Annotated in this window: 12 protein-coding genes and 6 tRNA genes; 6 read left to right on the top strand and 12 right to left on the bottom strand. The window is 41.4% G+C overall.

The genetic code is table 11. The features are described from left to right. Position 1 precedes the first annotated feature (1 nt). Positions 2-997: an ABC transporter substrate-binding protein gene (locus AXW61_RS06745; RefSeq protein WP_062033499.1), complete on the top strand. Its 996-nt coding sequence runs from the start codon at positions 2-4 to the stop codon at positions 995-997. A 270-nt stretch (positions 998-1,267) separates the two neighbouring features. Continuing rightward, positions 1,268-1,546 carry a hypothetical protein gene (locus AXW61_RS06740; RefSeq protein ID WP_062033496.1) on the top strand — a complete coding sequence of 93 codons (279 nt, stop codon included), beginning with the start codon at positions 1,268-1,270 and terminating at the stop codon, positions 1,544-1,546. Between the two features lie 23 nt (positions 1,547-1,569). On the opposite strand, the gene AXW61_RS06735 is transcribed toward AXW61_RS06740, so the two are convergent. The 3 genes from AXW61_RS06735 to hrpA are packed head-to-tail and all read right to left on the bottom strand — an operon-like array spanning position 1,570 to position 7,431. Next, a complete protein-coding gene (locus AXW61_RS06735; protein ID WP_081408272.1) occupies positions 1,570-2,343 on the bottom strand; it encodes a 1-acyl-sn-glycerol-3-phosphate acyltransferase in 774 nt (257 codons plus the stop codon). A gap of 6 nt (positions 2,344-2,349) precedes the next feature. Next, positions 2,350-3,462, bottom strand: a complete 1,113-nt coding sequence (locus AXW61_RS06730) for a beta-ketoacyl-ACP synthase III (RefSeq protein WP_004696303.1) — start codon at positions 3,460-3,462, stop codon at positions 2,350-2,352. Between the two features lie 30 nt (positions 3,463-3,492). Beyond that, entirely contained in the window at positions 3,493-7,431 is a 3,939-nt protein-coding gene (gene hrpA / locus AXW61_RS06725; RefSeq protein ID WP_062033493.1) for an ATP-dependent RNA helicase HrpA, read from the bottom strand. Between the two features lie 343 nt (positions 7,432-7,774). Between hrpA and ahpC the strand changes: the two genes are divergently transcribed. The 3 genes from ahpC to AXW61_RS06710 all read left to right on the top strand — a co-directional run bounded on the left by ahpC (position 7,775) and on the right by AXW61_RS06710 (position 9,967). Next, complete coding sequence (gene ahpC / locus AXW61_RS06720; protein ID WP_004982189.1) at positions 7,775-8,338, top strand: alkyl hydroperoxide reductase subunit C; 564 nt, start codon at positions 7,775-7,777, stop codon at positions 8,336-8,338. Between the two features lie 204 nt (positions 8,339-8,542). Beyond that, positions 8,543-9,274, top strand: coding sequence for a hydroxyacylglutathione hydrolase (gene gloB, locus AXW61_RS06715; RefSeq protein WP_062033491.1), 732 nt, complete (start codon positions 8,543-8,545; stop codon positions 9,272-9,274). A gap of 489 nt (positions 9,275-9,763) precedes the next feature. Further along, positions 9,764-9,967 carry a hypothetical protein gene (locus AXW61_RS06710; protein ID WP_004696295.1) on the top strand — a complete coding sequence of 68 codons (204 nt, stop codon included), beginning with the start codon at positions 9,764-9,766 and terminating at the stop codon, positions 9,965-9,967. A 130-nt stretch (positions 9,968-10,097) separates the two neighbouring features. Here the strand turns inward: AXW61_RS06710 and AXW61_RS06705 are convergent. The 8 genes from AXW61_RS06705 to AXW61_RS06670 all read right to left on the bottom strand — a co-directional run bounded on the left by AXW61_RS06705 (position 10,098) and on the right by AXW61_RS06670 (position 13,328). Next, positions 10,098-10,182: transfer RNA gene (locus tag AXW61_RS06705), tRNA-Leu, on the bottom strand. A gap of 33 nt (positions 10,183-10,215) precedes the next feature. Further along, a tRNA-Trp gene (locus tag AXW61_RS06700) sits at positions 10,216-10,289 on the bottom strand. 35 nt (positions 10,290-10,324) lie between these two features. Then, positions 10,325-10,409: transfer RNA gene (locus AXW61_RS06695), tRNA-Leu, on the bottom strand. Positions 10,410-10,598: 189 nt separating this feature from the next. Then, positions 10,599-10,683: transfer RNA gene (locus tag AXW61_RS06690), tRNA-Leu, on the bottom strand. Between the two features lie 33 nt (positions 10,684-10,716). Then, positions 10,717-10,790, bottom strand: a tRNA-Trp gene (locus AXW61_RS06685). Between the two features lie 35 nt (positions 10,791-10,825). After that, positions 10,826-10,910: transfer RNA gene (locus AXW61_RS06680), tRNA-Leu, on the bottom strand. Positions 10,911-11,017: 107 nt separating this feature from the next. Continuing rightward, positions 11,018-11,842, bottom strand: coding sequence for a protein kinase (locus tag AXW61_RS06675; protein WP_005400628.1), 825 nt, complete (start codon positions 11,840-11,842; stop codon positions 11,018-11,020). Further along, positions 11,817-13,328, bottom strand: coding sequence for a DUF3336 domain-containing protein (locus AXW61_RS06670; protein ID WP_062033620.1), 1,512 nt, complete (start codon positions 13,326-13,328; stop codon positions 11,817-11,819). The genes AXW61_RS06675 and AXW61_RS06670 overlap by 26 nt, the downstream gene beginning before the upstream one ends. Positions 13,329-13,532: 204 nt before the next feature. On the opposite strand from AXW61_RS06670, the gene AXW61_RS06665 reads away from it, so the two are divergent. Further along, positions 13,533-14,405 (top strand): ATP-binding protein, encoded by an 873-nt coding sequence (locus tag AXW61_RS06665; RefSeq protein ID WP_004696288.1) that lies wholly within the window; start codon positions 13,533-13,535, stop codon positions 14,403-14,405. 163 nt (positions 14,406-14,568) lie between these two features. Here AXW61_RS06665 and AXW61_RS06660 read toward each other — a convergent pair whose 3' ends face one another. After that, complete coding sequence (locus AXW61_RS06660) at positions 14,569-15,237, bottom strand: isochorismatase family protein (RefSeq protein WP_062033488.1); 669 nt, start codon at positions 15,235-15,237, stop codon at positions 14,569-14,571. Positions 15,238-15,353 lie beyond the last annotated feature (116 nt).

Raw genomic sequence — 15,353 nt, 5'->3', positions numbered from 1 at the left:
CATGGCTCAACTCGAAAAGTCACAACTTCATCTGGGCTATATTCCACTTTTAGACTGTGTTGCTTTACTGTGGGCTAAACAACGCGGTTTTTTTGAGGAAGTAGGCTTAGACGTAAGCTTAGTCAAAGAAGCGTCTTGGGCAAGCTTAAGAGATCGTTTGGCTTTTGGTTTTCTAGACGCCGCGCATTGTTTATCTGCTATGTTGCCTGCTGCTGCACTCGCTCAAGATCAACTCGGTATTCCGCTACAAACCCCTCTCGTATTAAGCTACAACAGTGCTTTTATCAGCTTAAGCCAAAAACTATGCTACGCGCTTGATATCAAAAAAACTGACGATGCCACCACCACTGCACAGAAATTTTTTAGCGCCATGCAGCATGAACAGTATCTTCCGATTGCCCATGTGTTTAAGCAGTCTATTCATCATTATTGTTTACGTGAGTGGTTGGCGTTGGCCAATCCTGAATTTGCCAAACGCGTACATTTACGCACTTTACCGCCACCCTATATGGTGGAAGCCATTTCCAACCAATTGATCGATGGTTTTTGTGTTGGGGAACCTTGGAACACGCAAGCGGAAATTCAAGGCTATAGCCAAATCATTGCGACTGGCTCAGACATTATTCCTCGCGTCGCAGACAAAGTACTGGCTGTGACTCAAGAATGGACTATCTCCAATCCTAATACACTTGCAGCTCTCGTCCAAGCCATCCAAAAAGCACAAGTTGAACTTAAACAAATGCAAGATCTTGAACCTGTTTGGCAAGTCTTGGTCGATTACAACATCATTCGCTTTGCATGTTCAGCGAGTATTCACGTCGAAAAATATCACCTGATTCAGAACATCATTCGTGGTTTTATTCCCGAACAAGCCCTGCCGCAAGTTTCGGATTTTGTTTGGCTCACACAGCAAATGCAAAAATGGGATGATGTAAATTTAGAGAGTGATAAAATTCAAAGTATTAGTGAAAATTGCGTCATTCAAACAAAGACTTGATTTTTAAATTATTACTATATGTTACTTAATACGTAATTACGCACCATTTTGAAACATTTATTCTGAAAAATATTTTGAAGTAAATCTGTGATCTAACTTTACTACTACTTTATTAGATATTTTTCTTTAGTTGCCCTTTATCTGAGCGTGCTATTTACTCATGCGAAAAACACGCTAATATCTTTTAAAACATGAAAACAATATATAAATAATCTTCATCACAACTTCTTTTTTAAACGTCAAACTAACCCAAGGACAGCGGGGTGTATTATGTTTACCGAGGAAAATCGACATGTTTCTTTATTACATGCGATTAACAGAATACTGATTAAAGACTGGGATCCCCTGTGTATCTATCGCAATCCTGCACTACAAGATGAATATGAGGAATATTTACCCAGTTTATTTCGATTCATTTGTGAACAAGCCAGTGAAACTGAAATTTTTGAATATTTATGGTGGGTGGAAAATAAGGTTATGGAAGTCAAAGGGAATAAGACCCATACTTTAAAAATTGCACATTTGTTGAAAGATTTACAAGAAGACTAAGCAGATTTTACGCCTGTAAATGCTCAATCAAATCGGTCACCATGCTGCTGTTGACGCAATACTCTTAAGTCTGCAAGCCCAGTATAAATTTCTGCTGCAATCAGGTCTCGGAACTGCTGTAACTGTTCTAGGTTTTCAATATGCATCAAACTTTGTCTGGGCATAAACTTAAAATAAAAAGGCAAGCGTTTCGGAATCAAATGTTTCGGTAAAGATGGGATCACCTCCCCTTTACGCAGCAAGCGATTTAACTGCGGCACTTGTAGCAACTTTTGAAAATATTGGTGCTGAACCACTTTATTAGCATCAAAACCAATATCAAAGACTTCATCTCCGCCTAACGCGGCAAAGGGTACAATGTCATAGCCAAATTCTTGAGCGAGCTTTAAAAAGCCGTAGCGCTGTTTCCAAATCAGTTGATACTGTTCACCCTCACGTTTTAGAACTTCGCGTCCGCCACCAGGAAAAACCAAAATAGAATAGCCTTGTTGCATGGCTTCACGCACATAGGCTGGGACACCATCGACTGCACCAAATTTTTTCACCACACTACGCCACAGTGGCAAATAAAAATGGCTATGATCAGCAATACTGACCACAGCCACCTGATGCTCATTGTAGAGATAATCAATCAACATAGGTGAATCGAGCACACCATATAAGGAATGATTTCCTACATACATTGCAGGTTGTGATGCATCTAACTGTTCAGCACCGATAAATGTCGGTGTGAAATAAACTTTGGATAAAGCACTCAGGCGTTTAATCCATTTTGCATCATGCTCAACCTGCAACATACTGGCTTATGCGACGTGTTTTTTCACAAGCACAGCACCAACAGAGTAACCTGCGCCGAATGAACACAAGACACCGTATTCACCGTCATTGACTTGGTCTGCTGTGCGATGCAACGCAATGATGACACCTGCTGAAGAGGTATTTGCAAATTCATCTAAAATGATCGGCACTAAATCAGGCTGAGCATTTTCTTTGCCTACGACTAATTTCAAAATCAGCTCATTCATGCTGGCATTGGCTTGGTGTAACCAGAAACGCTTCACATCAGTCGGTGCAATGTTATTTTTCTCAAGTTGCGCTGTAATCATTTTGGCAACCAGTGGACAAACTTCTTTGAACACTTTACGACCGTCTTGAGCGAAACGATTATTTTCAATGTCTGCATCGACTTCACTTAAGTTTAGGAAACCAAAGTTATTGCGGATGTTGTTTGAGAACTGGGTGAATAAGTTAATGTCTTCAATTTCAAAACCAGTTTTGCTGTCGGTTTCTTCAATGATTGAAGCCGTTGCAACATCACCAAAGATAAAGTGGCAATCACGTGAACGGTAGTCGGTATGACCAGAGGTGATTTCTACATTCACCAATAATACACGGCGTCCGCCCGCTTTAATCGCATCATACGCTTGTTTAATGCCAAAGGTTGCGGCCGAACATGCCACGTTCATGTCGTAGGCATAGCCTTGAATACCCAATGCTGTTTGGATTTCAATTGCAACAGCAGGATAAGCACGCTGTAAATTAGAGCACGATAAAATTACCACATCGATATCTTCTGCAGTCACGCCTGCATTTTCCATCGCTTGTTTTGCAGCGATCACGCCCCATTCGGCTTGAATCGAGAGTTCATCATTTGAACGTTCATGTAACAATGGACGTAAACGCTTTGGATCTAAGATCCCTGTTTTCTCAACCACATAACGACGTTTTACACCAGATGCTTTTTCAATAAACTCTGCACTTGACCCACGACGGGCTTCCAACTCGCCCGAAGCAATTTTGTCAGCATTGTCTAAGTTATACTGTTCCACATAAGCATTTAAACTTTCAACTAACTCTTCATTGGTAATGATGTCTTCAGGATGATAAAGACCCGTACCTGTAATGCGGATGCCCATGTAAAACTCCTTCTTTAAATTACCTATATCTTAACTGATTCCAAGTTTTTCCCATACTTTTTGCAAGCGAGTCGGAGAAATGGGCATCTTTGTCTTCATCGGTTGAGAGAATAAAGAAATCCGAAACTCCTCAACCATGAAATACAATTCTTTAAGGCGAGTGTCATTTTTAAACTTAAATAATTTTTCCATCCACGGGTCAACTTGATCAATGGCAGAATTATCCCTCTGTAGGTTATTGGGCAGGCGCTCCAAACGCAAGACCAATGCTTTCAAATATCGAGGAAATTCAAGCCAAATATCGTAAGATTTCACATAAACAAAATTTGATAAGCACATCAAATCTAGCTGATCTTCAACATCATCAATATTTTTCCCAAACACAGCATCATCTAAAACCAACAGTTTTCGACGTATATCCTGCCATTGAATATAGATCTCTGTCACATCTGCCAGTGCTTTTTGCCCATGGGTCAGAAAAGTTTTTTTGACATTTGCAACCAAGTTTTCAAACTCTTGTGCGTTGACAGGCAGTTCATTGATCGACATTTGCAGTGTGGCATAAACTAACATTTGTTCCAGCTGCACCTTATCGCCCAAAGGTGAATACGCCAATGCCAACGGTTTGGAAATTTGCTTTTTCAACTGACGAACCAAATCCCCCAGTTGTATATGCACCAAACGGAGTACACCCTCACGGTGCTGTTTAGTTGCCTCAGCTTGATCATTAAAGGTCTGAATCACCACGCCAGACTCATCCTTTTGTTCCAGTGCCGCAAAGGCCTTGGTCGGGACTAAAGCTTGATACTGCTTCACCACCACACCCGTCACTTTTTGTGATGCTTCAAACACAAAATTTTCAGGAAAAGTTTGGAACTCACCTTTGAGCTGTTTGACTGGACTATGAGTTTCTGTTCGACAGCGCGCTTTTAACTCAGACAAGTCACGACCTTGTTCAATCACACGGCCTTTGTCGTCAATGACTTTAATCAACGGCAATAAATATTGTTCAACCCGCTCAAAGCTAAAGTCTTTTTCAGAGATTTGTTCGCCACGCAACTGGAAGGCTAAAAAGCTAAAAATATGCTGCTGCAAATGCATCGCATCTACTTTCGCCATTAGCTTTGCAGCCGTATCAGGGATAGGCACCAAATGACGTCGTTTATCTTTAGGCAGCGCCTTGAGTAACGCCTCCATTAAATCCTGACGCCAACCGGGAATACCCCAAGACCACAAGTTTTCATCCACCTGAGGCAAAGCTTGCAACGGAATTTTTACTGTTGCACCATCTTCGTCATGGCTTGGATCAAAACGGTAACTGGCCGCAAGGCGCAGTTCGCCATTGCGTAAAAAATCAGGAAACTGCTGCGTGGTTGGACGGTCATTCATCCACAGCGCATCATCATCGATAAATAAATAACGTGGGTTTTGCGGCTCAACCGTTGCGCGCCAGTCTTCAAAACTACGACGACTTGCGACCTCTTCAGGAATTTTAGCCGCATAAAACTGGTAAATAGTCTCTTCATCCACCACCAAATCGCGGCGGCGTAGCTTATCTTCGACCCGCTCTACTTCTTCAAGTTTAAGCAGGTTGTGTTTTAAAAATGGTGGCGTAATGCCCAAATGTCCTGTCGTCAGTGCATCTCGAAGGAAAATTTCATGTGCTGCAACATGATCGACTTTTTCATAGTTGATCTGGCGTTTCGGCTCAATAATTAAGCCAAACAATGAAATTTGGTCATAGGCATTGACCACACCTGCTTTTTTCGACCAGTGCGGCTCAAAATAGTGGTGCTTCAGCAAATCACCTGCTGCAAGCAAAATCCACTCAGGTTCAATTTTTGCCAGTGTACGAATGTAGACCTGTGAAGTCTCTACCATCTCAAAAGCCATGACCCAAGGCGTATTGGTCTTATGTAAAGTAGATGCTGGAAAAATGCGGGCCTTTTGCTGACGTACCGCCATAAACACATTGCGTTCATCGGTTTTATTGGCAATAAAAGACAGTAGACCTGTTAAAAGCGCACGGTGTAAATTTTCATAACTGGCTTTTTTCTCATTAAAAGACAGCTTTAAGCCTTTTGCCAAATCGACCAATTGCTCATGAGTTTTCTTCCATTCACGTAAACGCAACCAGCTTAAAAAGTGATTACGCGCAAAAGTACGACGTTTGTTTTCACTCATATCCCGGTTGGCAACCAATGCTTCCCAAAGTTTAAGATAAAACAGAAAGTCAGAATCGGCTTCACGGAACAACGCATGTTTTTGATCTGCCTGCATTTGTTTATCCGCAGGGCGTTCTCGTGGGTCTTGTACTGCCAAAGCGGCAACAATCACCAAGACTTCATTCAACACTCCAAAATGTGCCCCACCCAAAATCATACGGGCCAAACGTGGATCAATTGGCATTTTGGCCATTTGTTGACCAATTTTGGTTAAATCTCCTTTACTTCCCCCTTTGGAAAAGGGGGATTGAGGGGGATTGACTTCAGATGAATCTCCCCCAACCCCTCTTTGCAAAAGAGGGGCTTTACTTTTCTCCGTCATAGCCCCAAGTTCAACCAACAACTTACGACCATCGTTGACTAAACGATGATCTGGCGGCTCAATAAAATCAAAATCTTCTAAAGCACCCAGCCCTAAACTTTGCATCTGTAAAATAACTGATGCCAAGTTCGTTCGCTTAATTTCGGGTTCGGTAAACTCAGGGCGGCTTTGAAAGTCTTCCTCAGAATACAAACGAATACATACACCTGGGGCAATACGACCACAACGACCTTTACGCTGATTTGCTGCGGCCTGAGAAACCGCTTCAATCGGTAAACGCTGTACGCGTGAACGATAGTTATAGCGAGAGATACGCGCAAAACCACTGTCAATCACATAACGAATATTGGGTACAGTCAGCGCTGTTTCTGCAACGTTGGTGGCGATAATAATGCGTCGCCCACCACCTGATGGATTAAAGATTTTTTGTTGTTCAGCCAAGGCCAAACGTGCGTATAAAGTCAGAACTTCGGTATGTCGAGGCCCATGCTTTTGCAAAGTTTCTTGTAATTCACGAATCTCTTGTTCAGTGCTGGCAAAAATTAAAGTATCAGCATATTCAGGGTGACCTTTTTCTTGTGCATCCCGAAAACACTCCTCCACAGCTTGAACTACAGCACGAGGTAGATTTTCTTCAAAGTCATCAAACTCATCATCATCACTACCGCCAATGCTCATTTCAGATACAGGGCGATAACGTAGTTCGACTGGAAAGCTACGACCTTCTACTTCAAAAATAGGCGCATTGTTAAAGTACTGACTAAAACGATTTACATCTAAAGTTGCGGAGGTGATGATGACTTTTAAATCTTTACGGCGGGGCAAAAGCTGTTTGAGATACCCCATGATAAAGTCAATATTGAGTGACCGCTCATGCGCTTCATCGATAATAATGGTGTCGTATTTATTGAGATAACGGTCATTGGTCAGTTCTGCCAGCAAAATACCATCCGTCATTAAACGGACAATAGAATCCTGCGATCCTTGTTCATTAAAACGAACTTTAAAGGAAATTGACTCGCCAAGTTTCTCACCAACTTCTTCCGCAATACGCTGGGACACACTACGTGCAGCCAAACGACGTGGCTGTGTATGCCCAATCAGACCCGTTAAACCACGACCCGCCAACATCGCAATTTGCGGTAGCTGTGTCGTTTTACCTGAACCTGTTTCCCCTGCAACGATAATCACTTGATGCTCTTGAATGGCATCAATTAACTTATCTGCATACTGCGTAACAGGCAGGTCTTGATTCAGTTTAATATTCGGAATGCGTTCGATACGCTCTAAAACTTTTAAATGCGACTGTTCAAATAATGCTTGATATTGCTTTTCGTTGGCATCTTTTCCTTTTTTGAGTCGGTTTAAACGATGACGGTCTTTGACCATCACCAATTGCTCTATATTTAAAGGACGCTGCACAGAAAAAATACCTACATCAAAAACATCAATCGCTTAGTTTACGTGGTAATACAGCGAAGCGAAAGTACAGCATAATTTTTTAATTTTAACTTTTTTTCAAATATCCCCTTGAATTTTAAGCCTAGGGACATCATGTCTGTAGACGAGTTGCGGAATAGATGATTTTGTCATTTGGTCATCATATTTATCATGCTAAATGAACAGAATGATCACATTCGCTGAAATAGTCTGGAGTAAGATTCGGTTTTTCCGATTCTTGTAATGTAAAAATACTGTTTCAGCAATAACAAAAATTTCGATACCCTATTCAACATTAAATACAACCCCAATCATGGAGACAATGATGAGCTTGATTAATACTGAAGTAAAACCATTCGCAGCTACTGCATATCACAACGGTCAATTTGTTGACGTAACTGAAGCAGATCTTAAAGGTAAATGGTCTGTAGTATTCTTCTACCCAGCTGACTTCACTTTCGTTTGCCCAACTGAACTTGGTGACCTTGCTGATAACTACGCTGAATTCCAAAAATTAGGCGTGGAAATCTACGGTGTTTCTACTGACACTCACTTCACTCACAAAGCTTGGCACGACACTTCTGAAGTTATTGGTAAAATCCAATACCCATTAATCGGCGACCCAACATGGACTCTTTCTAAAAACTTTGACGTTCTAATCGAAGCTGCTGGTCTTGCTGACCGTGGTACTTTCGTAATCGATCCAGAAGGTAAAATCCAGATCGTTGAAATCAACGCTGGTGGTATTGGTCGTGATGCTCAAGAATTACTTCGTAAAGTTAAAGCAGCTCAATACGTTCACGCTCACCCAGGTGAAGTTTGCCCAGCTAAATGGAAAGAAGGCGAAGCAACTCTTGCTCCTTCAATCGACCTAGTAGGTAAAATCTAATCTAAATTAGATTGAACACATAAAAAACCACGCTTTTTAGCGTGGTTTTTTATGTCCAAGATAACAGTACAATATGACAAGAAAGAGAAAAATACAGAACAATAAACACCTGTCCTCTATGCGCTGTAAATGATTCATGACTGGAATTCAGTGCGTGTACCCGCTACAGTAGAATGAATACATGCAGCTCTTTGAAGAAGAAAAATGACTTATCAAGTTCATATGATTGATGTGAAAAACCAACTCCAAAACTATATTTGGCTGCTGGAACAGAGCTCATCAAAACAAGTCGTGGTGGTTGACCCAACTGAGGCTGGATTAGTTGAAGATTATTGCACTAAACATGGCTTAAGCATTGCTCAAATTTGGCTGACTCATTGGCATAAAGACCATATTGGCGGTGTCGCTGACCTGATTGCGAGTCGCAATATTCCTGTGTATGGACCACGTAAGGAATTATCTAAAATTCCATTCATCACCCATGCATTGATGGATGATGACTATTTCTCATTTCATGATTTACATGTCGACGTTTTAGCAGTTCCTGGCCACACACTGGGCCATATTGTGTACTTTATTGAATCCATCCAGACTTTATTTTGCGGTGACACCCTGTTTGCTATGGGCTGTGGGCGAGTGTTTGAGGGTACACATGAGCAGATGTACCATTCACTCAATCGTTTAGCAGCTTTGCCTGCCGAAACCAAAGTCTATTGTACGCACGAATACACGCTCTCTAACGCGAAGTTTGCCAACCATGTCGAACCAGACAATATCGCTATTCAAGAGCGTTTAGACCGTGTCGAAACAATGCGCTATTTGGGCCAATGTACCCTTCCTAGCAGTATTGAAATCGAACTCGAAACCAATCCTTTTTTACGCACAGAAAATGTTGAAGAGTTTAAACGACTGCGTGATCTGAAGGATCAATTTTAATTGGTCTCCCCCTTCTAGAGACTGCTGACTAACGCAGTCTCCTATTATGTATGTGTGCTTCTATTGAGTTAAAACGATCAGTTGGGGCTTCTACCCTTAACCTTTGAGCTCTCAAAATTTCAACCAATGCAGTTTCAAGCCACACGATGCCAGAATCGAATGATCACGAGCAAGGCTGTTTGAGAATACTGTCCCAAAGTACCCAGCCTTTGAAAAAAATCATTACATTTCTATTTACGACAAAATATTTCTCTATCACGAACGCACATAATTCCATTGTATTGAGACTCATCTCAAAATATTATTATTTTTCATCATGATAAAATTATTTTAAACAATGAAAGACTCTCGTTTATGCTTTCTATACGTTTTCGCCTTAGTTTAGATTGCTTTAAAAAGAGACAAAAACAAAAATATATAAAAAAATCCCCTTTAAAAAAGCGTGAAATATCCCTATTAATAATTTATCAGTGAAAAAGGAATATCCTCGTGAAAAAAGTAGTGAAAGCAAAAAACCTCATCGCCTTTCGTATTTGGCTAGAGAAATTAGGTTATTCAGTTAAAACCTTAGCAGACAACCGTGGCTTTACTTTTAGCTTTAAAAAAGAATATGGACTGGTGACTTGCGACCTAGCGGGCAATAACTTGGCCATGCAGCTCGGTGAAGAATTCGAAGACCATTTGAAAGCCTAAAATTGCTCCATACTTACTTCGCGTGATGAATCAAAATTTAGCCCCTTAAAGGGGCTTTTTTTATATATGAATCATCTATTAAATTTTAGGCAATAAAAAAGCAAGGCTTAATACCTTGCTTCATTACTGATGGTGGGGACGGAGAGACTCGAACTCTCACACCTTGCGGCGCTGGAACCTAAATCCAGTGCGTCTACCAATTTCGCCACGTCCCCATCAGGGTGCTAACTTTGCGTTAGACTTTAAGTTGGCAGAGGATCAAGGATTCGAACCTTGACGAACGGTTTTGGAGACCGTCATGCTACCATTACACCAATCCTCTATTGCCTTATAAACCATCTTAATTCAAATGATTTATGGTGGGGACGGAGAGACTCGAACTCTCACACCTTGCGGCGCTGGAACCTAAATCCAGTGCGTCTACCAATTTCGCCACGTCCCCAATGGCTGTGTATATTATAGCGATAGACACTATATGACAAGCGCTTTTATAAGCAATCACCCGCTTTTCTGTCATAAAATCGGCAGTTGAATCTATTTTTATGCTCTATCTGTATAAAAAGACTATTCAGCTCTTTACTAAATTTTAGGCAATAAAAAAGCAAGGCTTAATACCTTGCTTCATTACTTATGGTGGGGACGGAGAGACTCGAACTCTCACACCTTGCGGCGCTGGAACCTAAATCCAGTGCGTCTACCAATTTCGCCACGTCCCCATCAGGGTGCTAACTTTGCGTTAGACTTTAAGTTGGCAGAGGATCAAGGATTCGAACCTTGACGAACGGTTTTGGAGACCGTCATGCTACCATTACACCAATCCTCTATTGCCTTATAAACCATCTTAATTCAAATGATTTATGGTGGGGACGGAGAGACTCGAACTCTCACACCTTGCGGCGCTGGAACCTAAATCCAGTGCGTCTACCAATTTCGCCACGTCCCCAATGGCTGTGTATACTATAGGGATCATTTTCGCATGACAAGCAATTTTTAAGAAAAACACACTCATTTGATTAAATAAGAAACAAAAACTTTATACTTGGCTTTTTCTCATTCAATTTCAGTCATTAAGCATCGTTTTGCAGCCATGGTATTTTGCCATCTTTGGCTTTTTTGCTTAGCTAAAAGTCCATGTAATAATGGACTAAAACCCTGAAAAGGTTCTGGAAGTGCTATCTTCAAAAACTGACAGTGTAAATACGCCCAATCTTGGTAGCTTGATGCCTGCAAACGTTGATCAGTCAACCACTCAAGTAGAATGATCCCGAGTGCATACAGGTCGGTTTGTACGGTCTTTGCTTTACCATGAAATAATTCAGGTGCCATATAGCGCGGTGTCGCCGTTAGAGCCTTTTGACAGCTTATTTCACCAATTCTTTGGCTCTGCTCAAAATCAATTAATTTACATGTAGAACCGTCTAACAAAAAATGCGAAGCTTTTAAATCAGCATGAATCCACCCCATCTGATGTAATTCTTCAACTGCATTCAGCATTTTAAAAATGATATGAATGACATGATCACGACTTAACTGATGGGGATTCGCCATAAGTAATGATGGAACATCTTTTAAGATGAGTGCGACTTTCACCTGCTCTGAGTGAAGCTCAAAATTTTCAAGGATTTGCACTTCAGGCAAGAACTTCGGCAGTTGCAGCATCGCAAGTGCATGTTGATAAAAACTAAGTTCAGTGTCAAAGCCGTTAATTAGCGCCACATGCTCTGATAGCGACTGATACTTTAACCAATACCCCTGCCCTGCAACTTCAAAGCGATAAAGCCTTCGCCCCCAGCCCAAACGCTGAGTCGGAGTATGAAGCGACATCGCGAGAGCATTTAATTCTTGACGATTAAACTGCCAAGAATTCGGATTCATTCATCTCTGCCGTATCCAATGCAGTTAAGACCTCTAAACAATGTTGAATGGTTTTCCCAACACGGGCATGTGTTTCAATCATTGAGATTTTTGGCCAAGTTGCACGTTCACCTTCACGTTGTAAGAGCTTAAACAAGTGTGGTCTTGGATTTTGCAGCATATAACTATAATGGCGCAGGCCATATTTCCCTACAATGTTCACATCGCCATAATAACGCTGATCGACCACACCATAACCATGATCCAGTAAGCGGCGGATCGGTGGAATCATCCCCACACGCTCACGGGCAAAGTCCATCACCCCTTTACTAATCACTTTGCCTTGTCGGCGTACAATCCGTTCAGGCCAGCTCAACATGTCTTTACGAAACCGCGCTTCATCCGACTGCATAAACGGCACCACATGCGGGTTCACTTGACTGGCAATCGTGTAATTTAAGTTGTATAAACGCGCCATTTTCTCCTGCGGAAAATCGCTACGCACGCTGCCATCAACCCAGCGAGTAGAAGACATATAGGGGGTATATAAGCCATCATGTCGTTTACTGGTGAGCTTGACTGGCGGAAATAGAATCGGCACTGCACAAGACGCGAGCACCGCACTCCATACCAATAAGTCAGGTGAAGTAAAGGTATTCATAATGCGCGGATTTTGTGAGGCGTCATAAGGCGCAACCGCGACATTGTTATACAAGCCTGACTGCTTAAATGCCTCTTCAAAGGTGACATCACCTAAATTTGCAATTAAAAAGTTTTTTAGATGCTTTACATCCGCTAAACCACCATTGCCCTTTAAGACCTCACGAAAACCACGAAACTGAAATGCGTCGGTGAAAAAGTTTTCACCATTTAAGATGCTTAGCATTTCTGCAGGCGTTGCTCGCCCCAGCATCGCTGTCATAATGGCACCAGCACTTGAACCAGACAGCACTTTCGGCATCAGGTCTTGCTCAAGCAAAGCCTTACACACACCTGTGTGAAACAACCCTAATGTTGCCCCTCCTGAAAACATCATGGCTGGTTGCCCAAAAGCTTTTTGGCAGTGCTGAAAAAATTCAATTTTTTGCTGTTTATCGAGACACTGGCAATCCGTAGATGCTACAAACGCTAAACCTAGACTGACTTCTTCAATATAGTCTTCAATAATTTTTTTGGTGCCGACATAGGTTGCAGTAAACAGCATGGGGTGAGCAATATTGGCAATGTCATAACTCAGACCTTCACGTAGCAGGTACATTAAATCGGTCGTACGCTTTTGTTGGCGATAACGCTTCAACAAACCCAAACGATGAGTAATGACTTCTGCATCGAAATAAGGTGAACAGTTGTCATACTTCCACTCTTGCGCCCCTGACTCTTCATCAATTTTAAGCGCAATGCTTTTCCACTCAGCATAGTTGTCTGCCTGAGCCAATTGGTTTTTCAGTTTTTTGATTCGATAGGCTTGGTGCGGGTTGATTTCCCGTGTGAAATCTTTAAACAACATATTCATCCTCACCCACTTTTTTTGTTTTCCTAAAATTTCACTGACACGTTCAACCATCAGTCTAACTGACTATGTGCAAATTATGTAAGCATTACAATTGCCATTTCAACCCTAAAATTGGCAAATCTGCACCACGTTAAGGGTTTGATACGACTAGATCGGATGTTAAGATCGACGACAAGTGTAATTATAAGCTGATTAATCATGGCGACCATTGACCTACCGAACAATATCTTAGAAGCACTATCGACTGTACTCCAACAACTACAGCAAAGCCTACCAGAAGTTAAACAAGCACCTGATTTTTCAGCGATTGCCTTTAAATGGGAAAATGGCGAATTAAAAGCGATTCATCAACTCAAACGAATCGAATTAAATGATTTAAAAGGTATTGAGCGTCAAAAAGAAAAAGTACTGCAAAATACAGAACAGTTTCTCAATGGTTTACCTGCCAATGACGTCCTGCTTACGGGCTCACGCGGTACAGGTAAATCCTCTATTGTGCGTGCCTTATTAACGGAATACGCAGAGCAAGGCTTAAGGCTGATTGAAATTGAACGTGATGATTTATCCGAACTGCCTGAAATTCAAAAGCTAATTGCAGAGCGCCCTGAAAAGTTTATTGTGTATTGTGATGACTTGGCTTTTAACGCCGAAGATGAAAACTATCGCAGTTTAAAAAGTGTGCTGGATGGGTCTTTGCAGTCAGGTTCAAGTAATTTTATTATTTATGCCACCAGTAACCGTCGTCATTTGCTGCCTGAGTTTATGCATGAAAACACGCCTGTGACTCGAGTCGACGTACCGCAGTACACTGAACTACATCCACAAGAAGCGATTGAAGAAAAAATTTCACTCTCCGATCGTTTTGGATTATGGCTGTCTTTTTATCCAATGGATCAAAACTTATATTTGGACATTGTGCAGCACTACTTAGCAAAAGCTCAAATCTCCATGGACGATATGGTACGAGCCGAAGCGCTTCGTTGGTGTCAAGCACGTGGACAACGCTCTGGACGTGCCGCGTATCAATTTTCTAAACACTGGGTCGGTTCACAACAATTAAAGCAGCTTTAGGATAAAAATACTGATCGGCACTTAAGCATCTATTTTATTTCAATTATTTTTATATTTAATAGTTCAGTCTGATCAAAGAAATAACCCAAATTCCGCATTAGAATTTGGGTTATTTCTTTGAAAAAATGAGGGATGAATATCAGTTCAAATAGGTTTGATCTGATTATTGATATTTATCTAAGTTTGTTTCTGGCCCATCTTTAACCACAGCTTGTGCTTTTGCATAACTCTCCATTAAGCATTTATATTCTGGGCAGACATGATCTGAAAGAATTTCAGCAAAACGGAAGCCTTCTGGACGGTTCCAAGTACGCATTAACTCGGCCACAATCGCAAAAGTATCGGTTGGAATTGCGCCCGCTTGGGTCACACGAGCAATTGATGTATCTGTAGCTAATTTGCTCCAGTTGCCTGATGCATCCACAACACAATAGACGTTATAACCTTCTTTACGAGCGCTTACAGCAGGGAAAGTCATACATACACTGGTCAGTGTTCCCGCAATAATCAGTGTCTTCCTACCCGTTTTTTTAACTTCATCTACAAATAAGGGATTGTCCCAAGTATTAATTTGTCCAGTACGCGGTACATAAACTGCATGCGGGGCAAAATGGTGAATTTCAGGAATTAAAGGACCATTGGGGCCGTCAGGTACAGAAGCCGTGGTAATTACAGGTATATTTAATAAAGTTGCTGCTTTTGCAATTGCAATCACATAATTGCGTAAGTCGGGTACAGGTACATCGCGTACGGTATTAAAAAGTCCACTTTGATGATCAATCAATAAAATTATCGAATCATCAGGGTCTAGCATTCCATTAGTAGCCGCCATGGGGAACACCTCTAAAATTTTCGGTGGTGTTTCAAAAAGTATGCTGGCGTTAAACGAATCCGTTATTAAGGTAAAAGAAAGTCAAATCAAAGGCTTTAAAATGATTTTCGAGCTTT

Source organism: Acinetobacter sp. BMW17, from assembly GCF_001592855.1.
GTDB classification, from domain to species: domain Bacteria; phylum Pseudomonadota; class Gammaproteobacteria; order Pseudomonadales; family Moraxellaceae; genus Acinetobacter; species Acinetobacter johnsonii.
Note: the sequence above shows the minus strand (reverse complement) of the source record. Positions and strands in the feature narration are given on the sequence as shown.